The sequence below is a fragment of the Bacillus sp. A1 genome (assembly GCF_042296235.1).
GTDB classification, from domain to species: domain Bacteria; phylum Bacillota; class Bacilli; order Bacillales; family Bacillaceae; genus Bacillus; species Bacillus velezensis.
The window spans coordinates 91,004-115,413 of sequence record NZ_CP141181.1 but is presented as its reverse complement, the minus strand read 5'-3'; the positions used below and the strand labels follow the sequence as shown (position 1 = coordinate 115,413).

The window sequence follows — 24,410 nt, the reverse complement described above, 5'->3', positions numbered from 1 at the left end:
CGCTTACTCTCCCCGCTTCCAGCGAGTTCCCTGGGCCGTATCTTCAAGAATGATATTCATGCTTTTCAGCTGATCGCGAATCTGGTCTGACAAAGCAAAATCGCGATTGCGGCGGGCTTCATTTCTCTTCTCAATCAACTCTTCAATCTCTTCGTCGACAAGCTCTTCTTCGCCGAGCGTAAGTCCGAGAACAGATCCGATTCTGTCAAACATGCTGATAAAGGCTTTAATGACGTGATCCGCCGTATTGTCTTCCTGCATGTAGTAATTGGCGAGCTTCGCCAGATCAAACCAAACGGAAATCGCATTCGCCGTATTAAAATCATCATCCATTGCTTCTTCAAACGCAGTGCGGTGCTCTTCAATTTTAGCGAGCCATTCCTCATCATTGTCAGTCAGATTCGTGCTGCTAATCAAACGATGGTTTAAATTACTGTAGGCCGTCTTCAGGCGGTTAAACGCGTTTTTTGTTTTCTCAAGCAGCTCTTCCGAATAGTTGATCGGGTGGCGGTAATGAACGGACAGCATGAAAAATCTCAAAAGCTGCGGGTCATATTGCTTAATGATATCGTGCACCAAAACAAAGTTGCCGAGAGATTTTGACATTTTCTCATTATCGATATTGATATATCCGTTGTGAAGCCAGTATTTTGCGAATGTCTTGCCTGTTAATGCTTCAGATTGGGCGATTTCGTTTTCATGGTGCGGGAATGTCAGGTCCTGACCGCCGGCATGAATATCGATTTCGTCACCCAAATACTTTTTCACCATTGCGGAGCATTCAATATGCCAGCCCGGGCGGCCTTTTCCCCAAGGGCTATCCCATGAAATTTCTCCGTCCTTAGCAGCTTTCCAAAGAGCAAAGTCCAGCGCATCCTCTTTCTTCTCGCCGACACGGATACGCGCGCCTGATCTGAGTTCATCAATTGATTGCTGAGATAGCTTGCCGTAGCCTTCGAAGGCCCTTGTTTTGAAATAGACGTCGCCTTCTGATTCATAAGCGTAGCCTTTTTTAATCAGCTCGCTGACAAATTCAATAATGGCGTCCATGTTTTCCATGACCCGGGGATGAAGATCCGCTTTCCGGCATCCGAGGGCGCCCACGTCTTCAAAATACGCTTTAATGAACCGCTCAGAAACGGTCGGGACGTCCTCGCCGAGCTCGTTGGCCGCCTTAATCAGTTTGTCGTCAACATCGGTGAAATTCGATACGTATTGAACATCGTATCCTTTATACTCCAAATAGTTGCGTACGGTATCATACACAATCGCCGGACGGGCGTTTCCGATATGAATATAGTTGTATACAGTCGGTCCGCACACGTACATTTTTACTTTGCCTTCCTCAAGAGGAACGAATGTTTCCTTTTTCCGTGTCAATGTATTATAAAGTGTAATGGTCATTTTTGGTTGATCCTTTCTTTTTTATCTTCCAGTTCAGCCTGCAGTTCAAAAATCTGCTGCTCCAATGCTCTAAACCGGTCAGCAACCGGATCGGGCAAGTCTTGGTGATTGAGATCGCGTTTGATTTTTCTTCCGTTCCGAATGACGACTTTCCCCGGTATGCCGACAACGGTCGAAAAGTCGGGAACATCACGAAGCACAACGGAGCCGGCCCCTACTTTAGAACCCTGCCCGACCGTAATAGAGCCGAGCACCTTCGCTCCGGTTGCAATTAAAGCATCATCTTTTATGGTCGGATGCCGCTTCCCCTTTTCTTTTCCCGTTCCCCCGAGAGTGACACCTTGGAATACCGTCACGTTATTGCCGATTTCACATGTTTCCCCTATGACGACCCCCATACCGTGGTCAATGAAAAACCTTCTCCCGATGGTCGCGCCGGGATGGATTTCAATTCCGGTAAAGAAACGGGCAATCTGTGATATCAGGCGCGCCAGGAAGAAAAATCTCCGTTTATATAAAGCATGTGCAATCCGATGCGCCCATATAGCATGTAAACCAGAATAAGTTAAAACAACTTCGAAATAGCTTCTTGCTGCCGGATCTTGATCGAACACTGTATCTATGTCTTCTTTTAGCATTTTAAAAAACACATGCTTCCCCCCATTCTCTCCCCGCTCCAGTCTGTTTTTCCGCCTATAAAAAAAGCGCCTCTGCATGTAAACATGACAGAGACGCTTTTACCGCGCGGTTCCACTCTGTTTGAAAAACAAGTCACTGTTTTCCCAACTTAAAAGCCGGTAACGGCGGCGGCCGCCTTTAAATACTGATTTCCGCAGAAATGTTCTTCAAAGGTCTTAAGGGCGCACTTCTAAAACATGACGCATGAATCTCTCTCAGCCGATGAAGATTCTTTCTGTAATGGTCATTGTTTTATACTCTTCCCTGTCAACAATCGTATATTTAAATGCTTTTCAGGCGTCTTACGGCTGTTTCTCTGCCGATCAGCTCAATGGCCTGCGGAAGCTCCGGACCGTGTGTCTGACCGGTAACCGCTACACGAATCGGCATGAACAGCTTTTTGCCTTTATGGCCTGTTTCTTTCTGAACAGCCTTGATTGAGGCTTTGATCAGCTCAGGCGTAAATTCTTCAAGCTCTTCAAGCTTCGCAGCAAATACGCTGAGCACTTCAGGCACCTGTTCTTCTTCCAGAACGGCTTTTGCCTCTTGATTATACTCGATCTCATCTTTAAAGAACAAATCAGTCAGCTCGACAATTTCAGCGCCGTAGCTCAATTGCTCATGGTAAAGAGAGATTAATTTACGAACCCATTCCTGCTCTTCGGCAGAAAGCTCAGTGCCGACTTTACCTGCTTTTTGCAGGTGCGGCAGGGTCAGCTCAACAACTTGATCAAGATCCAGCGCTTTGACGTATTGGTTGTTGACCCATTTCAGTTTATGCATATCAAACAGAGCCGGTGACTTAGACAAACGATTTACATCAAAAATGTCAATGAATTGTTCTCTTGTGAAAAGCTCTTCTTCACCGACGGGAGACCAGCCGAGAAGTCCGATAAAGTTAAACAGCGCTTCAGGCAGGTAACCCAGCTCTTCATACTGCTCAATAAACTGGATAATTGATTCATCACGTTTACTTAATTTTTTGCGGCTTTCGTTCACGATAAGCGTCATATGTCCGAAGACAGGAACATCCCAGCCGAATGCCTGAAAAATCATGATCTGTTTCGGTGTATTTGAAATGTGATCCTCACCGCGGAGCACGTGCGTCATTTTCATTAAGTAATCGTCAATCGCGACGGCAAAGTTATACGTCGGTGTTCCGTCTTTTTTGACGATGACAAAGTCGCCGATGCCGTCTGATTCAAAAGAAATCTCGCCTTTTACGATATCGTTAAATGCGATGATTTTCCCTTCCGGCACGCGGAAACGGATGCTCGGCTGTCTGCCTTCGGCTAAAAACTGCTCCTGCTCTTTTTGAGTCAGGTTTCTGTGTTTGCCGGAATAGCGCGGCATTTCCCCGCGGGCGATTTGCTCTTCACGTTCTTTCTCAAGTTCTTCTTCCGTACAGAAACATTTATAAGCTAGCCCTTTTTCAAGAAGCTCTTCATAGTACTCTTTGTAAATGTCGTTACGCTCAGACTGGCGGTACGGGCCGTATTCTCCGCCGACATCCACACTTTCATCCCAGTCCATGCCGAGCCATTTCAAATAGTTGAGCTGGCTTTGCTCTCCGCCTTCAATATTTCGCTTTTTGTCCGTATCCTCAATCCGGATAATAAACTTTCCGCCTTGGCTGCGGGCAAATAAATAGTTAAAAAGCGCCGTTCTGGCGTTACCGATATGCAAATGTCCGGTCGGACTCGGTGCATAACGAACGCGTACTTCATTTCCCATGTTCAAATACTTCCTTTCATCTCGTCTGTAGCCTCTAGCCGAATATATGTATCTATTCTACCACCAAATAGACCGGGCATCAAAACAATGATCAGGCTTTTTGGATCAGAACGGTTGCCTGAGCGGCAATTCCTTCGGCTCTTCCGGTAAACCCGAGCTTTTCTGTCGTCGTTGCTTTTACGTTTACTTGAGAAACGTCCGCCTCAAGGCCTTCCGCTATCCGTTTTCTCATAGCATCAATATGCGGCGCCATTTTCGGCTTTTGCGCAATAATCGTGCAGTCTATATTTCCGAGTACGTATCCTTTTTCTTTAACAATGTTCCAGACATGCTGAAGCAGCTTAAAAGAATCCGCATCTTTGAATTCCGGATCAGTATCCGGGAAATGCTTGCCGATATCTCCTTCACCTGCCGCTCCGAGACACGCGTCTGCGACTGTATGCAGCAATACATCAGCATCTGAATGTCCGAGCAGCCCTTTTTCATAAGGAATTTCAATTCCGCCGATGATGAGAGGACGGCCTTCCGTTAATTGATGCACATCAAATCCTTGTCCGATTCTAAACATTATGATTCCCACTTTCCGCTTTCATGATTGCTTCCGCGGATATCAGATCATCCGGCGTTGTCAGCTTAATATTGGTATAGCTGCCTTCAACGATACTCACCTGATATCCATCAAGACGCTCGACGAGGCTGGCGTCATCCGTCCCTAAGAAGCCTTTGTTTTCCGCTTCCATATGCGCCGTTTTCAATAAAGAAAGACGAAAAGCCTGCGGCGTTTGAACGGCCCACAAGCTTGAACGGTCAAAGGTCTCCGCAACCCGGGAGCCTTCCGCCCGTTTTATCGTGTCTTTCACAGGAACAGCCAGGACAGCCGCTCCCGCCTCCTCTGCTGTTTCAACGAGCTTATCGATATGCTGATGTGTGACAAACGGGCGCGCTCCGTCATGAACAAGGACGACCGATTCCTTATCAATCACTTTCAGTCCTTCGTACACACTGTGCTGACGCTCCGCACCTCCGGTAACAAGCTCAATTTCCGTCTGAATCGGAAATTGGGCCAGCAGCTGGTGAAAATCTTCCCGTTCACTCTCGTTTATCACCAGGATTATTTTCTGACAGGGTGCGTGGCTTTCAAAAACCCGCAGTGTGTGTATAATAACAGGCGCACCTTTTAAGCTGATGAACAGCTTATTTTTCCCGGCCTTCATCCGTTTTCCTTGTCCGGCAGCCGGAATAACGACAACATACTCCATATTAACTCCCTCTTAAAGAGCTTTCTCAAGCAGCTTGGGCTTGGCAAAAATCATTCGTCCCGCCGCTGTCTGCAGTACGCTGGTTACGAGCACATCAATATGCTTCCCTATATAATTGCGGCCTTCTTCCACAACAATCATCGTCCCGTCATCCAAGTAAGCCACACCTTGATTATGCTCTTTCCCGTCCTTAATCACCTGCACATTCATCTCTTCGCCCGGAAGCACAACCGGCTTCACCGCGTTTGCAAGGTCATTAATATTCAGTACCGCAACCTTCTGAAGCTCACATACTTTATTTAAATTAAAATCATTCGTCACAACGACGCCGGATGTCAGCTTCGCAAGTTTGACAAGCTTGCTGTCAACCTCCTGAATGTCTTCGAAGTCGCCTTCATAAATTTCAACCGTAATATCCAGTTCCTTTTGAATGCGATTCAAGATATCCAGTCCGCGGCGTCCTCTGTTACGTTTTAAAACATCTGAAGAATCAGCGATATGCTGTAATTCCTCCAGCACAAATTGAGGAATGACAATGACGCCTTCTAAAAAGCCCGTCTGACAAATATCTGCAATTCTCCCATCAATAATAACACTTGTATCCAAGATTTTCAGCCTTTTATCCTGTTCCTCCTGCTCCTCATCAGCACTTCCCTTTTTCTTCTGCATTCTTGCAGAAATGGAGAAAAGACTGATCAGTTCATCCTTTTTCTTAAATCCGACTTGGAAGCCCAGGTAACCGAGAAAGAAAGCCAGAAAGACCGGAATGATGGTGCTGAATATACGGTACGGAATATTGTCCAGCGGAATCACGTTTACAATGAGATATGCGATGATAAGTCCAAAAACCAATCCGAGACTCCCGAATAACAGATCCGGCACCGGAGCTCTCAGCAAAGAATCTTCAATCCATTTTACCCAATTAATCACATATTCTGTCGTCCATATACTGATGAGAAAAAAGATAATAGCACCAATTGCAGCAGACGTATATGCGTTTGTTATTAAAGGTATGTCCTGTATATTTGACAGCACAAACAATTCAGGTATTAAAAAGATACCGACAACGCCGCCCACAATAATGAAGAACGCCTGAACTATTCGTTTTAACATACCTCCACCTCCTTTTAAGTAGCATTTTTTCAGCAGACTGTCAGAGCCTACAAATTCAGAATAAACAAAAACTAACAATAATATACCCGGATTCCGACAGGTTTAAGCGATTCTTAAAGCTGTCTATCTATATAGTGTTTTTCCTGAAGGCGTTTTAAGCCTTTTTTGATTTTTTGGGCGCGCACTTCTCCGATACCCTCGACATCATCAAGCTCTTCCACAGTGGCTTCCGTTATGCTTGGCAAAAATCCGAACGCCTCAACCACATTTTCAACAATCGGCATCGGCAGACGCGGAATTTTGTTCAGCAGCCTGTATCCTCTCGGGAGCACATAATCATCAAGATTCGTAGAAGCCGGATATCCAAGCAGCTTAAACAGAATGGAATCATCAAGCAGATCATAGCTGGACATATCCTGAAGCTCTTTTAACAGCACGAACGGATCTTTGATTTTTTCTTTGACATAGTCTTTGATGAAAAGTGCCGCCTCTTCTTCCATGTCCGTAATCAGTTCAATCACCTGCAGACGGATTAAGTGGCCTTCCGTTCCGAGTTCTTTAATATACATATTGATTTCATTTTTTATTCGGAGCACCATTTCATACCGATGCATGACGGACAGCACGTCACTGAATGTCACAAGCTCCTCAAACTCTAATGCGTTTAAAGCCGTAATCGTTTTGTCTAAAATGGTTTTATACTTCTCAAGCGTTTGAATGGCCTGATTTGCCTTTGTTAAAATAAATCCTATGTCCTTTAGTGTGTACTTCATGCTGTCCTGATATAACGTAATGACATTTCTGCGCTCAGAAATGGCAATGACGAGACAGCCGGTCTGCTTCGCCACCCGTTCCGCCGTACGGTGCCTCATTCCCGTTTCTGAAGAAGAAATGGTCGCCTCCGGCATAAGCTGCGTATTCGCATAAAGAATTTTCTGGCCGGAATCACTTAAAATAATGGCACCGTCCATTTTGGCCAGCTCGTATAAGTGAGCGGGCGCAAATGATGTATTAATATGAAAACCGCCATCGACGACTTGCTTTACCTTATCATTGTATCCGACAACAATCAGGCCGCCTGTATTTGCCCGAAGTACATTCTCTATCCCGGCTCTGAGCGGGGTGCCCGGTGCAACGAACTGCAGAATTGCAGACAGGTCAAGCTCTTGTTTCGCCCCTTTTTTCTCTTTTTCCATCTATTATGATCCTCCTAATGAAGTACGAAGCGCTTCTGCAACATTTGCTACTCCGACAACCTCAATCCCTTTTGGTATTGTCCACCCGTCTGCATTCGCCTCAGGTATGATCATGCGCTTGAAGCCGAGTTTCGCCGCTTCTTTTACGCGCTGTTCGATTCTTGACACCCTGCGGACTTCTCCTGTCAGACCCACTTCACCGATAAAGCAATCTGCGGGATTCGGCGGTGTATCTCTGAAGCTTGAGGCAATGCTGACGGCTACTGCCAAATCAATCGCCGGTTCATCCAGTTTGACCCCGCCGGCGACCTTTAAATACGCATCTTGATTTTGAAGCAAAAGACCCACCCGCTTCTCAAGCACAGCCATAATTAACGACACCCTGTTGTGGTCAATGCCTGTAGCCATGCGGCGCGGGTTTCCAAAACTGGTCGGTGATATGAGCGCCTGAATTTCAACCAGGATCGGTCTCGTTCCTTCCATTGACGCAACGATACTCGAACCTGATGCCCCGGCAGAACGCTCTTCCAAGAATATTTCAGAAGGGTTCAGCACCTCCGTAAGCCCCTCTTCCCGCATTTCAAAGATGCCCATTTCATTTGTGGAGCCGAAACGGTTTTTTACGGCCCGCAAAATACGGAATGTATGGTGCCGCTCTCCTTCAAAGTATAGAACGGTATCGACCATGTGCTCAAGCAATCTCGGCCCTGCGATCGATCCTTCTTTTGTGACGTGTCCGACGATAAAAATAGGTATGCCGTTTGTTTTCGCGATTTTCATCAATTCGGCCGTACACTCTCTTACTTGTGATACACTGCCGGGAGCTGAGGTTATATCACTTTGGTACACGGTCTGAATGGAGTCTACGACAACAAATGCGGGTTTCATCTCTTGTATAGCAGACGAAATATACTCCATATCGGTTTCAGATAAAACATGTAACATTTGGCTGTTGATTCCAAGTCTGTCGGCACGCAGCTTCGTTTGCTTCACGGATTCTTCCCCTGAAATGTAAAGCACGCTGCCGGCCGTATCTGCTAATTGTGCGGATACTTGGAGAAGGAGCGTTGATTTTCCGATCCCGGGATCGCCGCCGATTAATACTAACGAGCCCTTCACAACGCCGCCGCCAAGCACTCTGTTGAATTCTTCGAGCTTTGTGTGAACGCGGGGTTCTTCCGATGTTTCAATTGATGTAATGGGTGATGGTTTCTGGACGGTTTGAACGGAGTGGGAGAAAGCCGCCCGCCGATTCGCCGGCGCTTTTTTTATGGTTTCTTCCACCATTGTATTCCAAGCCCCGCAGCCCGGGCACTTTCCCATCCATTTTGCGGATTCATAACCGCATGAGTGGCAGATGAATTTTGTTTTTGATTTAGCCATATATGTTGTAAGACCTCTTCCTTATCGAATATTTCTCTATATAACAAAGTGAGGCATACACTCGCTTACGTATGCCTCATGTTTGTCACTATATTAGTTCGTTTTAGCAGTTGTTTTTACGACAAATTCGCCGTCCTCAACATCAAGAACAATGTGCTGGCCTTTATCAATATTGCCTCTGAGGAGTTCTTCTGATAATCGGTCCTCCACATGCTTTTGAATCGCTCTTCTTAACGGACGTGCGCCGTATTCCAAATCGACGCCCTCTTCTGCTACTTTTGCTTTTGCAGCATCCGTCAGCTCGATAGAGAGATCTTGTTCTTTCAGACGTTTTGTTAACTGATCAGACATAAGCGACACGATGTCTGTAAGATGTTTTTTCTCAAGGGAGTGGAAGACGATAATTTCGTCAATCCGGTTGATAAACTCAGGCCTGAAGGCACGCTTCAGCTCTCCCATGACTTTGTCTTTCATGTCTTTATGGTTTTGTGATTCATCCTGCACATTGAAGCCCACATATTTGTTGCGTTTCAGCTCGCTCGCTCCGACGTTTGACGTCATAATCAGGATCGTGTTGCGGAAATCCACAGTGCGTCCTTTTGAATCAGTCAAGCGTCCGTCTTCAAGCACTTGCAGGAGAATGTTAAACACATCAGGGTGCGCTTTTTCAATTTCATCAAGCAATACGACAGAGTATGGTTTTCTTCTCACTTTTTCTGTCAGCTGGCCGCCTTCATCATAGCCGACATATCCCGGAGGAGAACCGACAAGACGTGAAGTCGAGTGTTTCTCCATGTATTCGGACATATCCACTCTGATCATCGCTTCCTCATCACCGAAAATGGATTCCGCCAGCGCTCGTGCCAGCTCTGTCTTCCCAACGCCTGTAGGGCCTAAGAAGATGAATGAACCAATCGGGCGTTTCGGGTCCTTCAGACCGGCTCTTGCACGTCTGACAGCCTTTGCAACGGCTACAACAGCTTCATCCTGGCCGATGACGCGGGAGTGCAGAATGCTTTCCATATTGAGAAGCTTATCTGTCTCCGTTTGGGCAATTTTAGATACGGGCACCCCGGTCCAGCTGGATACAACCATCGCAATATCCTCTACAGAAACTTCGGAGTTCTCCTGGCCTTGTTTTTCTTTCCACGTTTTTTTCGTGTCTTCCACCTGTTCTCTCAAGCGCTGCTCCGTATCACGAAGGGAAGCCGCTTTTTCAAACTCCTGGCTCTGAACGGCAGCGTCTTTTTCCTTGCGAACTTCATCGAGTTTCTGCTCCAGCTCTTTTAAGTTCGGAGGCGTTGTGAAAGAACGGAGACGCACTTTTGAACCGGCTTCATCAATTAAATCGATCGCTTTATCCGGAAGGAAGCGGTCAGAAATATAACGGTCGGACAATTTTACCGCCGCTTCAATCGCTTCATCGGTAATGGATACGCGGTGATGCGCTTCATAGCGGTCACGGAGCCCTTTTAAAATTTGAATGCTTTCATCGGCTGACGGCTGATCCACCTGAATCGGCTGGAAACGGCGCTCCAGAGCCGCGTCTTTTTCGATATATTTACGGTATTCATCAAGCGTTGTCGCACCGATGCATTGAAGCTCTCCGCGGGCCAGTGAAGGTTTTAAGATATTCGATGCGTCAATCGCACCTTCTGCTCCCCCCGCTCCGATCAGTGTATGCAGTTCGTCAATGAATAAAATAATATTGCCGGCCTGACGTATTTCATCCATTACTTTTTTCAAACGATCTTCAAATTCTCCTCGGTATTTCGTACCGGCTACAACCGTACCCATGTCTAATGTCATTACGCGTTTATCACGTAAAATTTCCGGCACTTCATTATTGATGATCTGCTGTGCGAGGCCTTCAGCAATCGCAGTTTTACCGACACCCGGTTCTCCGATAAGAACGGGGTTATTCTTCGTTCTGCGGCTTAATACCTCAATAACACGCTGAATTTCTTTGCTTCGGCCGATAACCGGATCAAGACTGTCTTCCTTCGCAATCGCAGTTAAATCACGAGCCAAGCTGTCAAGCGTCGGCGTGTTTGCATTGCTGTTCGTACCAGATGCAGAAGATCCCGTCTCATTGCTTCCCAGAAGCTGCAGCACTTGCTGTCTCGCCTTATTCAAGCTGACACCGAGATTATTCAGAACTCTCGCGGCCACGCCTTCTCCTTCACGAATCAGTCCGAGAAGTATGTGTTCTGTTCCCACATAAGAATGTCCTAGCTTTCTGGCTTCATCCATGCTGAGCTCAATGACTTTTTTTGCTCTTGGCGTATAATGAATCGTTTGAGACATTTCCTGTCCCCGTCCGATTAAGCTCTCCACTTCTTTCTGAATTTTATCCGAACCGAGTCCGAGTGCTTGGAGTGCTTTAGCCGCAATCCCTTCTCCTTCACGAACCAGACCTAATAAGATATGTTCAGTTCCAATATTGTTATGGCCTAAGCGCAGTGCTTCTTCCTGTGCCAGTGCCAATACCTTTTGAGCTCGCTCTGTAAACCTTCCAAACATCATATCGAATCATCCTCCTGTCTATTTGCACTCATTTCTAAATGCAGCCTTTCCCTGATAAGAGCCGCTCTTCTCGCGTCTCTTTCGTTCGGCCGTAATGCACCGCCCGAATATTGCTGGAGAAAACCCGGCTGTGTCAAAATCATCAGTTCATTAAGTATATTGCTTGATAGCCCTTTGATGATCCCCAGGTCTATCCCCAGCCGAACGTCAGAAAGGCATTTCGCCGTTTCCTTTGATTCAATCATACGGCAGTTGGATAAAACACCGTAAGATCTGAATACCCGGTCCTCCAATTCAATTTTCGAGGTTTGGTAAAGCGCTTCTCGGGCTGAACGTTCCTGCTCAATCAGCTGGGCAGCCACACTGTTTAAATCATCTACAATGTCCTGTTCTGATTTTCCGAGTGTGATTTGATTTGAAATTTGAAAGATATTTCCTAATGCTTCGCTGCCTTCACCGTAAATTCCTCTAACAACTAAGCCTAATTGGTTAATTGCCGGTATAATTCGATTCATTTGCCTAGTTAATACAAGGCCCGGCAAATGCATCATGACTGAAGCCCTTAGTCCCGTCCCTACATTTGTAGGACAGCTTGTTAAGTACCCTCTCTTCTCTCCAAAGGCGTAATCCACTTTCTCCTCAATCCAGTCATCAACCTGGTTTGCCGCTTTTATGGCGTTGAGAAGCTGGAAGCCGGGGAAGAGGCATTGAATTCTGATATGATCTTCTTCATTTAACATAATGCTGACTTCTTCATTTTCAGAAAGCAGACAGCCGCCAAAAGGAGATTCCGTTAAATTCGGGCTGATGAGATGTTTCTCCATCAGCACCCGTTTTTCCAAAGGCTGAGCTTCACTCATTCTGATTAAATGAAATTGACCGATATCAGGCAGTTCTTTTCCTGAAAAATGATCTTCGAATTGCTGAATGATGGATGAGGCTTCTTCATTCGTATACCTGGCAGGAAACTTTATATTTTCAAAGTTTCGGGCCAACCGTATACGGCTGCTGAGTACAATGTCACTTTCAGGTCCCTCTTGCTTCATCCAATTGCTTAGTGCGTCCTGAATAAAATGCTTGAGCGACATTACCCTTGTTCCCCCTCACTGTCTGTACTTTTTAATTCCTGCTCTAACGATCGGATCTGATCCCTGACCTCCGCTGCCCTTTCAAACTCTTCGTGGTGTATTAAAGATTCAAGTTCTTTTTTTAACATTTCCATTTGCCGTCTTACATGCAGGTTTCCGCCTATTCGTTTTGGAATTTTCCCGGCATGCACCGTATTCCCGCTGTGAACTTTTCGCAAGATCGGCGTAATTTGGCTGTAGAACGTATCGTAACATTCCGCACAGCCGAAACGCCCTGTTTTTCTCAGCTGCTGAAACGTCATACCGCATTTCTTACAAGCTGTCCCTTGCTCTGAATAGCCGAACATTTGAGAACCGGTGTTTTGAAATGAAGACTCCATATTCAGCAGCCCTGATAATAAATTATGAATCGAGAACCCTTGGTTTCCACTTATACTGTATGAATCGCTATTTTCTTTTGCACATTGTTCACAAATATGAACTTCTTGTTTTTCTCCATTAACAACTTTCGTAAAGTGAAAAGTGGCCGGTCTCTCATTGCATTCTTGACAAATCAATCTTTTCACCCGCTTACTTTAGTTTTAAAGATGTGAGCATTGCTTTCATCATTCTGGCTCTTAGTTCATCCCGTTCGGGCAAATCAATATATAGAACTGAACGATCCATTACACTCACCATCATTTTAGCTTCTCTTTCCGAAATAACTCCGTCCTCTAACAGTCTGAGAATAATGTCATCAGAGGCTGCCTGGGACAAGTGGGTATGAATCTGCGAAATAATATTGTTGATGAGGACGACTTCGTTATTCATTTTAATTTTGATAATACGAATATAACCGCCGCCTCCCCGTTTACTTTCAACAATATATCCTCTTTCACTTGTAAACCTGGTGTTGATGACATAATTTATTTGGGAAGGAACACATTGAAATTTATCAGCGATTTCACTGCGTTTGATCTCTAAAATTTCTTTGCCATTTTGATCTAATACTTGTTTCAAGTACTGTTCAATGATGTCAGAAATATTATGTCCCACTCAACCCCCTCCTTTATTGACTTTGACTATATTTGACTTTAATCTTACTATAAGGTGTTTCGCAAAATTTTTCAACTGTATCGCTCTATCTCTATTATTTCCACTTTGCACAAGCATAAAACCTGCTTTTGCAAAAAGGCATATCGTTACGTTTCTCATATTATATAACGTATGCAAAAAAACACAAAAAAGGCAGCTCATGATGAGCTGCCTTTACCGTAATGATAGCTTGGCGGCGTCCTACTCTCACAGGGGGAAACCCCCGACTACCATCGGCGCTGAAGAGCTTAACTTCCGTGTTCGGCATGGGAACGGGTGTGACCTCTTCGCTATCGCCACCAAACCATTGAGAGTGTTCTCTCAAAACTAGATAACAGTAAGCATACATTCAAATTGGTTAAGTCCTCGATCGATTAGTATCTGTCAGCTCCATGTGTCGCCACACTTCCACCTCAGACCTATCAACCTGATCATCTTTCAGGGATCTTACTTCCTTGCGGAATGGGAAATCTCATCTTGAGGGGGGCTTCATGCTTAGATGCTTTCAGCACTTATCCCGTCCGCACATAGCTACCCAGCGATGCCCTTGGCAGAACAACTGGTACACCAGCGGTGCGTCCATCCCGGTCCTCTCGTACTAAGGACAGCTCCTCTCAAATTTCCTGCGCCCGCGACGGATAGGGACCGAACTGTCTCACGACGTTCTGAACCCAGCTCGCGTACCGCTTTAATGGGCGAACAGCCCAACCCTTGGGACCGACTACAGCCCCAGGATGCGATGAGCCGACATCGAGGTGCCAAACCTCCCCGTCGATGTGGACTCTTGGGGGAGATAAGCCTGTTATCCCCGGGGTAGCTTTTATCCGTTGAGCGATGGCCCTTCCATGCGGAACCACCGGATCACTAAGCCCGACTTTCGTCCCTGCTCGACTTGTAGGTCTCGCAGTCAAGCTCCCTTGTGCCTTTACACTCTGCGAATGATTTCCAACCATTCTGAGGGAACCTTTGGGCGCCTCCGTTACCTTTTAGGAGGCGACCGCCCCAGTCAAACTGCCCACCTGACACTGTCTCCCCGCCCGATAAGGGCGGCGGGTTAGAAGGTCAATACAGCCAGGGTAGTATCCCACCGATGCCTCCACCGAAGCTGGCGCTCCGGTTTCCAAGGCTCCTACCTATCCTGTACAAGCTGTACCAACATTCAATATCAGGCTGCAGTAAAGCTCCACGGGGTCTTTCCGTCCTGTCGCGGGTAACCTGCATCTTCACAGGTACTATAATTTCACCGAGTCTCTCGTTGAGACAGTGCCCAGATCGTTGCGCCTTTCGTGCGGGTCGGAACTTACCCGACAAGGAATTTCGCTACCTTAGGACCGTTATAGTTACGGCCGCCGTTTACTGGGGCTTCAATTCGCACCTTCGCTTACGCTAAGCGCTCCTCTTAACCTTCCAGCACCGGGCAGGCGTCAGCCCCTATACTTCGCCTTGCGGCTTCGCAGAGACCTGTGTTTTTGCTAAACAGTCGCCTGGGCCTATTCACTGCGGCTCTCTCGGGCTTGCACCCTAACAGAGCACCCCTTCTCCCGAAGTTACGGGGTCATTTTGCCGAGTTCCTTAACGAGAGTTCTCTCGATCACCTTAGGATTCTCTCCTCGCCTACCTGTGTCGGTTTGCGGTACGGGCACCTCTCACCTCGCTAGAGGCTTTTCTTGGCAGTGTGGAATCAGGAACTTCGCTACTATAATTCGCTCGCCATCACAGCTCAGCCTTCACGGGAAACGGATTTGCCTATTTCCCAGCCTAACTGCTTGGACGCGGATATCCAATACCGCGCTTACCCTATCCTCCTGCGTCCCCCCATTGCTCAAATGGTGAGGAGGTGGTACAGGAATATCAACCTGTTATCCATCGCCTACGCCTTTCGGCCTCGGCTTAGGTCCCGACTAACCCTGAGCGGACGAGCCTTCCTCAGGAAACCTTAGGCATTCGGTGGAGGGGATTCTCACCCCTCTTTCGCTACTCATACCGGCATTCTCACTTCTAAGCGCTCCACAAGTCCTTCCGGTCTTGCTTCACAGCCCTTAGAACGCTCTCCTACCACTGTTCGAAGAACAGTCCGCAGCTTCGGTGATACGTTTAGCCCCGGTACATTTTCGGCGCAGAGTCACTCGACCAGTGAGCTATTACGCACTCTTTAAATGGTGGCTGCTTCTAAGCCAACATCCTGGTTGTCTAAGCAACTCCACATCCTTTTCCACTTAACGTATACTTTGGGACCTTAGCTGGCGGTCTGGGCTGTTTCCCTTTCGACTACGGATCTTATCACTCGCAGTCTGACTCCCAAGGATAAGTCATCGGCATTCGGAGTTTGACTGAATTCGGTAACCCGGTAGGGGCCCCTAGTCCAATCAGTGCTCTACCTCCGAGACTCTTACCTTGAGGCTAGCCCTAAAGCTATTTCGGAGAGAACCAGCTATCTCCAGGTTCGATTGGCATTTCACCCCTACCCACACCTCATCCCCGCACTTTTCAACGTGCGTGGGTTCGGGCCTCCATTCAGTGTTACCTGAACTTCACCCTGGACATGGGTAGATCACCTGGTTTCGGGTCTACGACCACGTACTCAATTCGCCCTATTCAGACTCGCTTTCGCTGCGGCTCCGCATCTTCTGCTTAACCTTGCACGGGATCGTAACTCGCCGGTTCATTCTACAAAAGGCACGCCATCACCCGTTAACGGGCTCTGACTACTTGTAGGCACACGGTTTCAGGATCTCTTTCACTCCCCTTCCGGGGTGCTTTTCACCTTTCCCTCACGGTACTGGTTCACTATCGGTCACTAGGGAGTATTTAGCCTTGGGAGATGGTCCTCCCGGATTCCGACGGAATTTCACGTGTTCCGCCGTACTCAGGATCCACTCAGGAGAGAACGAAGTTTTGACTACAGGGCTGTTACCTCCTATGGCGGGCCTTTCCAGACCTCTTCATCTACCTCGTTCCTTTGTAACTCCGTACAGAGTGTCCTACAACCCCAAGAGGCAAGCCTCTTGGTTTGGGCTGGTCCCGTTTCGCTCGCCGCTACTCAGGGAATCGCATTTGCTTTCTCTTCCTCCGGGTACTTAGATGTTTCAGTTCCCCGGGTCTGCCTTCTCATATCCTATGTATTCAGATATGGATACCACTCCATTACGAGTGGTGGGTTTCCCCATTCGGAAATCTCCGGATCAAAGCTTGCTTACAGCTCCCCGAAGCATATCGGTGTTCGTCCCGTCCTTCATCGGCTCCTAGTGCCAAGGCATCCACCGTGCGCCCTTTCTAACTTAACCGTTAAAAAGAATCACTACGTGATATCTTGCATTACTAATTGAATGTGAATTACTTCTGTTATCTAGTTTTCAAAGAACAACATCTCGAAGAATCGAATGATCCTTCAAAACTAAACAAGACAGGGAACGTTCTGTTTATAAGACCCAAGGTCTTATATTCCGTTAAAATCCTTAGAAAGGAGGTGATCCAGCCGCACCTTCCGATACGGCTACCTTGTTACGACTTCACCCCAATCATCTGTCCCACCTTCGGCGGCTGGCTCCTAAAAGGTTACCTCACCGACTTCGGGTGTTACAAACTCTCGTGGTGTGACGGGCGGTGTGTACAAGGCCCGGGAACGTATTCACCGCGGCATGCTGATCCGCGATTACTAGCGATTCCAGCTTCACGCAGTCGAGTTGCAGACTGCGATCCGAACTGAGAACAGATTTGTGGGATTGGCTTAACCTCGCGGTTTCGCTGCCCTTTGTTCTGCCCATTGTAGCACGTGTGTAGCCCAGGTCATAAGGGGCATGATGATTTGACGTCATCCCCACCTTCCTCCGGTTTGTCACCGGCAGTCACCTTAGAGTGCCCAACTGAATGCTGGCAACTAAGATCAAGGGTTGCGCTCGTTGCGGGACTTAACCCAACATCTCACGACACGAGCTGACGACAACCATGCACCACCTGTCACTCTGCCCCCGAAGGGGACGTCCTATCTCTAGGATTGTCAGAGGATGTCAAGACCTGGTAAGGTTCTTCGCGTTGCTTCGAATTAAACCACATGCTCCACCGCTTGTGCGGGCCCCCGTCAATTCCTTTGAGTTTCAGTCTTGCGACCGTACTCCCCAGGCGGAGTGCTTAATGCGTTAGCTGCAGCACTAAGGGGCGGAAACCCCCTAACACTTAGCACTCATCGTTTACGGCGTGGACTACCAGGGTATCTAATCCTGTTCGCTCCCCACGCTTTCGCTCCTCAGCGTCAGTTACAGACCAGAGAGTCGCCTTCGCCACTGGTGTTCCTCCACATCTCTACGCATTTCACCGCTACACGTGGAATTCCACTCTCCTCTTCTGCACTCAAGTTCCCCAGTTTCCAATGACCCTCCCCGGTTGAGCCGGGGGCTTTCACATCAGACTTAAGAAACCGCCTGCGAGCCCTTTACGCCCAATAATTCCGGACAACGCTTGCCACCTACGTATTACCGCGGCTGCTGGCACGTAGTTAGCCGTGGCTTTCTGGTTAGGTACCGTCAAGGTGCCGCCCTATTTGAACGGCACTTGTTCTTCCCTAACAACAGAGCTTTACGATCCGAAAACCTTCATCACTCACGCGGCGTTGCTCCGTCAGACTTTCGTCCATTGCGGAAGATTCCCTACTGCTGCCTCCCGTAGGAGTCTGGGCCGTGTCTCAGTCCCAGTGTGGCCGATCACCCTCTCAGGTCGGCTACGCATCGTCGCCTTGGTGAGCCGTTACCTCACCAACTAGCTAATGCGCCGCGGGTCCATCTGTAAGTGGTAGCCGAAGCCACCTTTTATGTCTGAACCATGCGGTTCAAACAAGCATCCGGTATTAGCCCCGGTTTCCCGGAGTTATCCCAGTCTTACAGGCAGGTTACCCACGTGTTACTCACCCGTCCGCCGCTAACATCAGGGAGCAAGCTCCCATCTGTCCGCTCGACTTGCATGTATTAGGCACGCCGCCAGCGTTCGTCCTGAGCCAGGATCAAACTCTCCGATAAAGTAGTTTGACTGACTACGCACATCGCTGTGCGATTTATTTAAAACTTTGAATTAACAGGTACGTTTTGTCTTGTTTAGTTTTCAAAGATCATTTTGTTCACTTTCTCAAGCAACTTTTTAAGTATATAATAAGTTTCTCTTAAAGTCAACATGTTTTTTATAAATGGTGGAGCCTAGCGGGATCGAACCGCTGACCTCCTGCGTGCAAAGCAGGCGCTCTCCCAGCTGAGCTAAGGCCCCGAAGTGGTCGGGAAGACAGGATTCGAACCTGCGACCCCATGGTCCCAAACCATGTGCTCTACCAAGCTGAGCTACTTCCCGATTTTAAAAATATTATGGCGCGCCCGAGAGGAGTCGAACCCCTAACCTTTTGATCCGTAGTCAAACGCTCTATCCAATTGAGCTACGGGCGCATAATAATGAATGCCGAGGGCCGGACTTGAACCGGCACGGTAGTCACCTACCGCAGGATTTTAAGTCCTGTGTGTCTGCCAATTCCACCACCCCGGCGTGGATGGTATAGTTGGAGCGGAAGACGGGATTCGAACCCGCGACCCCCACCTTGGCAAGGTGGTGTTCTACCACTGAACTACTTCCGCATACAGGATATCTATCCTGTATAATGCGGGTGAAGGGACTTGAACCCCCACGTCATAAGACACTAGATCCTAAGTCTAGCGCGTCTGCCAATTCCGCCACACCCGCGTAACATGGTGAGCCATGAAGGACTCGAACCTTCGACCCTCTGATTAAAAGTCAGATGCTCTACCAACTGAGCTAATGGCTCTTTTTAAAAGACTTATGTTATTATCTTGTCCAAAAATGGTGCCGGCCAGAGGACTTGAACCCCCAACCTACTGATTACAAGTCAGTTGCTCTACCAATTGAGCTAGGCCGGCAAATATGGTGGAGGATGACGGGCTCGAACCGCCGACCCTCTGCTTGTAAGGCAGATGCTCTCCCAGCTGAGCTAATCCTCCATATATTACACTTACGTGTAATGGCTTGGCGGCGTCCTACTCTCACAGGGGGAAACCCCCGACTACCATCGGCGCTGAAGAGCTTAACTTCCGTGTTCGGCATGGGAACGGGTGTGACCTCTTCGCTATCGCCACCAAACCATTGAGAGTGTTCTCTCAAAACTAGATAACAGTAAGCATACATTCAAATTGGTTAAGTCCTCGATCGATTAGTATCTGTCAGCTCCATGTGTCGCCACACTTCCACCTCAGACCTATCAACCTGATCATCTTTCAGGGATCTTACTTCCTTGCGGAATGGGAAATCTCATCTTGAGGGGGGCTTCATGCTTAGATGCTTTCAGCACTTATCCCGTCCGCACATAGCTACCCAGCGATGCCCTTGGCAGAACAACTGGTACACCAGCGGTGCGTCCATCCCGGTCCTCTCGTACTAAGGACAGCTCCTCTCAAATTTCCTGCGCCCGCGACGGATAGGGACCGAACTGTCTCACGACGTTCTGAACCCAGCTCGCGTACCGCTTTAATGGGCGAACAGCCCAACCCTTGGGACCGACTACAGCCCCAGGATGCGATGAGCCGACATCGAGGTGCCAAACCTCCCCGTCGATGTGGACTCTTGGGGGAGATAAGCCTGTTATCCCCGGGGTAGCTTTTATCCGTTGAGCGATGGCCCTTCCATGCGGAACCACCGGATCACTAAGCCCGACTTTCGTCCCTGCTCGACTTGTAGGTCTCGCAGTCAAGCTCCCTTGTGCCTTTACACTCTGCGAATGATTTCCAACCATTCTGAGGGAACCTTTGGGCGCCTCCGTTACCTTTTAGGAGGCGACCGCCCCAGTCAAACTGCCCACCTGACACTGTCTCCCCGCCCGATAAGGGCGGCGGGTTAGAAGGTCAATACAGCCAGGGTAGTATCCCACCGATGCCTCCACCGAAGCTGGCGCTCCGGTTTCCAAGGCTCCTACCTATCCTGTACAAGCTGTACCAACATTCAATATCAGGCTGCAGTAAAGCTCCACGGGGTCTTTCCGTCCTGTCGCGGGTAACCTGCATCTTCACAGGTACTATAATTTCACCGAGTCTCTCGTTGAGACAGTGCCCAGATCGTTGCGCCTTTCGTGCGGGTCGGAACTTACCCGACAAGGAATTTCGCTACCTTAGGACCGTTATAGTTACGGCCGCCGTTTACTGGGGCTTCAATTCGCACCTTCGCTTACGCTAAGCGCTCCTCTTAACCTTCCAGCACCGGGCAGGCGTCAGCCCCTATACTTCGCCTTGCGGCTTCGCAGAGACCTGTGTTTTTGCTAAACAGTCGCCTGGGCCTATTCACTGCGGCTCTCTCGGGCTTGCACCCTAACAGAGCACCCCTTCTCCCGAAGTTACGGGGTCATTTTGCCGAGTTCCTTAACGAGAGTTCTCTCGATCACCTTAGGATTCTCTCCTCGCCTACCTGTGTCGGTTTGCGGTACGGGCACCTCTCACCTCGCTAGAGGCTTTTCTTGGCAGTGTGGAATCAGGAACTTCGCTACTATAATTCGCTCGCCATCACAGCTCAGCCTTCACGGGAAACGGATTTGCCTATTTCCCAGCCTAACTGCTTGGACGCGGATATCCAATACCGCGCTTACCCTATCCTCCTGCGTCCCCCCATTGCTCAAATGGTGAGGAGGTGGTACAGGAATATCAACCTGTTATCCATCGCCTACGCCTTTCGGCCTCGGCTTAGGTCCCGACTAACCCTGAGCGGACGAGCCTTCCTCAGGAAACCTTAGGCATTCGGTGGAGGGGATTCTCACCCCTCTTTCGCTACTCATACCGGCATTCTCACTTCTAAGCGCTCCACAAGTCCTTCCGGTCTTGCTTCACAGCCCTTAGAACGCTCTCCTACCACTGTTCGAAGAACAGTCCGCAGCTTCGGTGATACGTTTAGCCCCGGTACATTTTCGGCGCAGAGTCACTCGACCAGTGAGCTATTACGCACTCTTTAAATGGTGGCTGCTTCTAAGCCAACATCCTGGTTGTCTAAGCAACTCCACATCCTTTTCCACTTAACGTATACTTTGGGACCTTAGCTGGCGGTCTGGGCTGTTTCCCTTTCGACTACGGATCTTATCACTCGCAGTCTGACTCCCAAGGATAAGTCATCGGCATTCGGAGTTTGACTGAATTCGGTAACCCGGTAGGGGCCCCTAGTCCAATCAGTGCTCTACCTCCGAGACTCTTACCTTGAGGCTAGCCCTAAAGCTATTTCGGAGAGAACCAGCTATCTCCAGGTTCGATTGGCATTTCACCCCTACCCACACCTCATCCCCGCACTTTTCAACGTGCGTGGGTTCGGGCCTCCATTCAGTGTTACCTGAACTTCACCCTGGACATGGGTAGATCACCTGGTTTCGGGTCTACGACCACGTACTCAATTCGCCCTATTCAGACTCGCTTTCGCTGCGGCTCCGCATCTTCTGCTTAACCTTGCACGGGATCGTAACTCGCCGGTTCATTCTACAAAAGGCACGCCATCACCCGTTAACGGGCTCTGACTACTTGTAGGCACACGGTTTCAGGATCTCTTTCACTCCCCTTCCGGGGTGCTTTTCACCTTTCCCTCACGGTACTGGTTCACTATCGGTCACTAGGGAGTATTTAGCCTTGGGAGATGGTCCTCCCGGATTCCGACGGAATTTCACGTGTTCCGCCGTACTCAGGATCCACTCAGGAGAGAACGAAGTTTTGACTACAGGGCTGTTACCTCCTATGGCGGGCCTTTCCAGACCTCTTCATCTACCTCGTTCCTTTGTAACTCCGTACAGAGTGTCCTACAACCCCAAGAGGCAAGCCTCTTGGTTTGGGCTGGTCCCGTTTCGCTCGCCGCTACTCAGGGAATCGCATTTGCTTTCTCTTCCTCCGGGTACTTAGATGTTTCAGTTCCCCGGGTCTGCCTTCTCATATCCTATGTATTCAGATATGGATACCACTCCATTACGAGTGGTGGGTTTCCCCATTCGGAAATCTCCGGATCAAAGCTTGCTTACAGCTCCCCGAAGCATATCGGTGTTCGTCCCGTCCTTCATCGGCTCCTAGTGCCAAGGCATCCACCGTGCGCCCTTTCTAACTTAACCGTTAAAAAGAATCACTACGTGATATCTTGCATTACTAATTGAATGTGAATTACTTCTGTTATCTAGTTTTCAAAGAACAACATCTCGAAGAATCGAATGATCCTTCAAAACTAAACAAGACAGGGAACGTTCTGTTTATAAGACCCAAGGTCTTATATTCCGTTAAAATCCTTAGAAAGGAGGTGATCCAGCCGCACCTTCCGATACGGCTACCTTGTTACGACTTCACCCCAATCATCTGTCCCACCTTCGGCGGCTGGCTCCTAAAAGGTTACCTCACCGACTTCGGGTGTTACAAACTCTCGTGGTGTGACGGGCGGTGTGTACAAGGCCCGGGAACGTATTCACCGCGGCATGCTGATCCGCGATTACTAGCGATTCCAGCTTCACGCAGTCGAGTTGCAGACTGCGATCCGAACTGAGAACAGATTTGTGGGATTGGCTTAACCTCGCGGTTTCGCTGCCCTTTGTTCTGCCCATTGTAGCACGTGTGTAGCCCAGGTCATAAGGGGCATGATGATTTGACGTCATCCCCACCTTCCTCCGGTTTGTCACCGGCAGTCACCTTAGAGTGCCCAACTGAATGCTGGCAACTAAGATCAAGGGTTGCGCTCGTTGCGGGACTTAACCCAACATCTCACGACACGAGCTGACGACAACCATGCACCACCTGTCACTCTGCCCCCGAAGGGGACGTCCTATCTCTAGGATTGTCAGAGGATGTCAAGACCTGGTAAGGTTCTTCGCGTTGCTTCGAATTAAACCACATGCTCCACCGCTTGTGCGGGCCCCCGTCAATTCCTTTGAGTTTCAGTCTTGCGACCGTACTCCCCAGGCGGAGTGCTTAATGCGTTAGCTGCAGCACTAAGGGGCGGAAACCCCCTAACACTTAGCACTCATCGTTTACGGCGTGGACTACCAGGGTATCTAATCCTGTTCGCTCCCCACGCTTTCGCTCCTCAGCGTCAGTTACAGACCAGAGAGTCGCCTTCGCCACTGGTGTTCCTCCACATCTCTACGCATTTCACCGCTACACGTGGAATTCCACTCTCCTCTTCTGCACTCAAGTTCCCCAGTTTCCAATGACCCTCCCCGGTTGAGCCGGGGGCTTTCACATCAGACTTAAGAAACCGCCTGCGAGCCCTTTACGCCCAATAATTCCGGACAACGCTTGCCACCTACGTATTACCGCGGCTGCTGGCACGTAGTTAGCCGTGGCTTTCTGGTTAGGTACCGTCAAGGTGCCGCCCTATTTGAACGGCACTTGTTCTTCCCTAACAACAGAGCTTTACGATCCGAAAACCTTCATCACTCACGCGGCGTTGCTCCGTCAGACTTTCGTCCATTGCGGAAGATTCCCTACTGCTGCCTCCCGTAGGAGTCTGGGCCGTGTCTCAGTCCCAGTGTGGCCGATCACCCTCTCAGGTCGGCTACGCATCGTCGCCTTGGTGAGCCGTTACCTCACCAACTAGCTAATGCGCCGCGGGTCCATCTGTAAGTGGTAGCCGAAGCCACCTTTTATGTCTGAACCATGCGGTTCAAACAACCATCCGGTATTAGCCCCGGTTTCCCGGAGTTATCCCAGTCTTACAGGCAGGTTACCCACGTGTTACTCACCCGTCCGCCGCTAACATCAGGGAGCAAGCTCCCATCTGTCCGCTCGACTTGCATGTATTAGGCACGCCGCCAGCGTTCGTCCTGAGCCAGGATCAAACTCTCCGATAAAGTAGTTTGACTGACTACGCACATCGCTGTGCGATTTATTTAAAACTTTGAATTAACAGGTACGTTTTGTCTTGTTTAGTTTTCAAAGATCATTTTGTCTTTCGTTCAAGCGACTTTATTA

General features: G+C 48.7%; 12 protein-coding genes, 9 tRNA genes, 6 rRNA genes and 1 other annotated feature. All 27 genes read right to left on the bottom strand.

Translation table 11 applies throughout. The features are described from left to right. Positions 1-3: 3 nt before the first annotated feature. Positions 4-1,404, bottom strand: coding sequence for a cysteine--tRNA ligase (gene cysS / locus U2H13_RS00620; protein WP_003156411.1), 1,401 nt, complete (start codon positions 1,402-1,404; stop codon positions 4-6). After that, complete coding sequence (cysE, locus tag U2H13_RS00615; protein WP_014416745.1) at positions 1,401-2,054, bottom strand: serine O-acetyltransferase; 654 nt, start codon at positions 2,052-2,054, stop codon at positions 1,401-1,403. Before cysE ends, cysS begins: the two co-directional genes overlap by 4 nt. Positions 2,055-2,128: 74 nt before the next feature. After that, positions 2,129-2,362 (bottom strand) — a binding site (T-box leader). 2 nt (positions 2,363-2,364) lie between these two features. Next, complete coding sequence (gene gltX / locus U2H13_RS00610) at positions 2,365-3,816, bottom strand: glutamate--tRNA ligase (RefSeq protein WP_376700618.1); 1,452 nt, start codon at positions 3,814-3,816, stop codon at positions 2,365-2,367. Positions 3,817-3,907: 91 nt separating this feature from the next. Further along, entirely contained in the window at positions 3,908-4,384 is a 477-nt protein-coding gene (ispF, locus tag U2H13_RS00605; RefSeq protein WP_003156407.1) for a 2-C-methyl-D-erythritol 2,4-cyclodiphosphate synthase, read from the bottom strand. Next, entirely contained in the window at positions 4,377-5,075 is a 699-nt protein-coding gene (gene ispD / locus U2H13_RS00600) for a 2-C-methyl-D-erythritol 4-phosphate cytidylyltransferase (RefSeq protein ID WP_053285121.1), read from the bottom strand. The genes ispF and ispD overlap by 8 nt, the downstream gene beginning before the upstream one ends. Before the next feature lie 12 nt (positions 5,076-5,087). After that, positions 5,088-6,188, bottom strand: coding sequence for a PIN/TRAM domain-containing protein (locus U2H13_RS00595; RefSeq protein WP_003156403.1), 1,101 nt, complete (start codon positions 6,186-6,188; stop codon positions 5,088-5,090). Between the two features lie 113 nt (positions 6,189-6,301). After that, entirely contained in the window at positions 6,302-7,384 is a 1,083-nt protein-coding gene (disA, locus tag U2H13_RS00590; RefSeq protein ID WP_003156401.1) for a DNA integrity scanning diadenylate cyclase DisA, read from the bottom strand. Between the two features lie 3 nt (positions 7,385-7,387). Then, the gene (radA, locus tag U2H13_RS00585) at positions 7,388-8,767 is read right to left on the bottom strand and encodes a DNA repair protein RadA (protein WP_014416742.1); all 1,380 of its coding nucleotides are present in this window, start codon (positions 8,765-8,767) and stop codon (positions 7,388-7,390) included. A 93-nt stretch (positions 8,768-8,860) separates the two neighbouring features. Continuing rightward, on the bottom strand, positions 8,861-11,293 hold the full coding sequence (clpC, locus tag U2H13_RS00580) for an ATP-dependent protease ATP-binding subunit ClpC (RefSeq protein ID WP_007410388.1): 2,433 nt from the start codon (positions 11,291-11,293) through the stop codon (positions 8,861-8,863). After that, complete coding sequence (locus tag U2H13_RS00575) at positions 11,290-12,381, bottom strand: protein arginine kinase (protein WP_014416741.1); 1,092 nt, start codon at positions 12,379-12,381, stop codon at positions 11,290-11,292. The genes clpC and U2H13_RS00575 overlap by 4 nt, the downstream gene beginning before the upstream one ends. Beyond that, entirely contained in the window at positions 12,381-12,938 is a 558-nt protein-coding gene (locus U2H13_RS00570; protein ID WP_003156397.1) for a UvrB/UvrC motif-containing protein, read from the bottom strand. Before U2H13_RS00570 ends, U2H13_RS00575 begins: the two co-directional genes overlap by 1 nt. A 13-nt stretch (positions 12,939-12,951) precedes the next feature. Then, complete coding sequence (gene ctsR, locus U2H13_RS00565; RefSeq protein WP_003156396.1) at positions 12,952-13,416, bottom strand: transcriptional regulator CtsR; 465 nt, start codon at positions 13,414-13,416, stop codon at positions 12,952-12,954. Positions 13,417-13,643: 227 nt separating this feature from the next. Next, positions 13,644-13,759: ribosomal RNA gene (rrf, locus tag U2H13_RS00560) — 5S ribosomal RNA — on the bottom strand. Positions 13,760-13,809: 50 nt separating this feature from the next. Further along, positions 13,810-16,739, bottom strand: a 23S ribosomal RNA gene (locus U2H13_RS00555). 175 nt (positions 16,740-16,914) lie between these two features. Further along, positions 16,915-18,464, bottom strand: a 16S ribosomal RNA gene (locus U2H13_RS00550). 165 nt (positions 18,465-18,629) lie between these two features. Next, positions 18,630-18,705, bottom strand: a tRNA-Ala gene (locus U2H13_RS00545). A gap of 4 nt (positions 18,706-18,709) precedes the next feature. After that, positions 18,710-18,786 (bottom strand) — tRNA-Pro (locus U2H13_RS00540). A gap of 15 nt (positions 18,787-18,801) precedes the next feature. Next, positions 18,802-18,878, bottom strand: a tRNA-Arg gene (locus U2H13_RS00535). Between the two features lie 11 nt (positions 18,879-18,889). Further along, positions 18,890-18,975: transfer RNA gene (locus U2H13_RS00530), tRNA-Leu, on the bottom strand. A gap of 14 nt (positions 18,976-18,989) precedes the next feature. Then, a tRNA-Gly gene (locus U2H13_RS00525) sits at positions 18,990-19,064 on the bottom strand. Between the two features lie 24 nt (positions 19,065-19,088). Beyond that, positions 19,089-19,170: transfer RNA gene (locus tag U2H13_RS00520), tRNA-Leu, on the bottom strand. A gap of 6 nt (positions 19,171-19,176) precedes the next feature. After that, positions 19,177-19,252 (bottom strand) — tRNA-Lys (locus U2H13_RS00515). 36 nt (positions 19,253-19,288) lie between these two features. Next, positions 19,289-19,364 (bottom strand) — tRNA-Thr (locus U2H13_RS00510). 5 nt (positions 19,365-19,369) lie between these two features. Next, positions 19,370-19,445: transfer RNA gene (locus tag U2H13_RS00505), tRNA-Val, on the bottom strand. Between the two features lie 23 nt (positions 19,446-19,468). Further along, positions 19,469-19,584: ribosomal RNA gene (gene rrf / locus U2H13_RS00500) — 5S ribosomal RNA — on the bottom strand. 50 nt (positions 19,585-19,634) lie between these two features. After that, positions 19,635-22,564, bottom strand: a 23S ribosomal RNA gene (locus tag U2H13_RS00495). 175 nt (positions 22,565-22,739) lie between these two features. After that, positions 22,740-24,289 (bottom strand): 16S ribosomal RNA (locus U2H13_RS00490). The 16S, 23S and 5S rRNA genes sit together here with 9 tRNA genes alongside, the layout of an rRNA operon. Between the last annotated feature and the right edge of the window lie 121 nt (positions 24,290-24,410).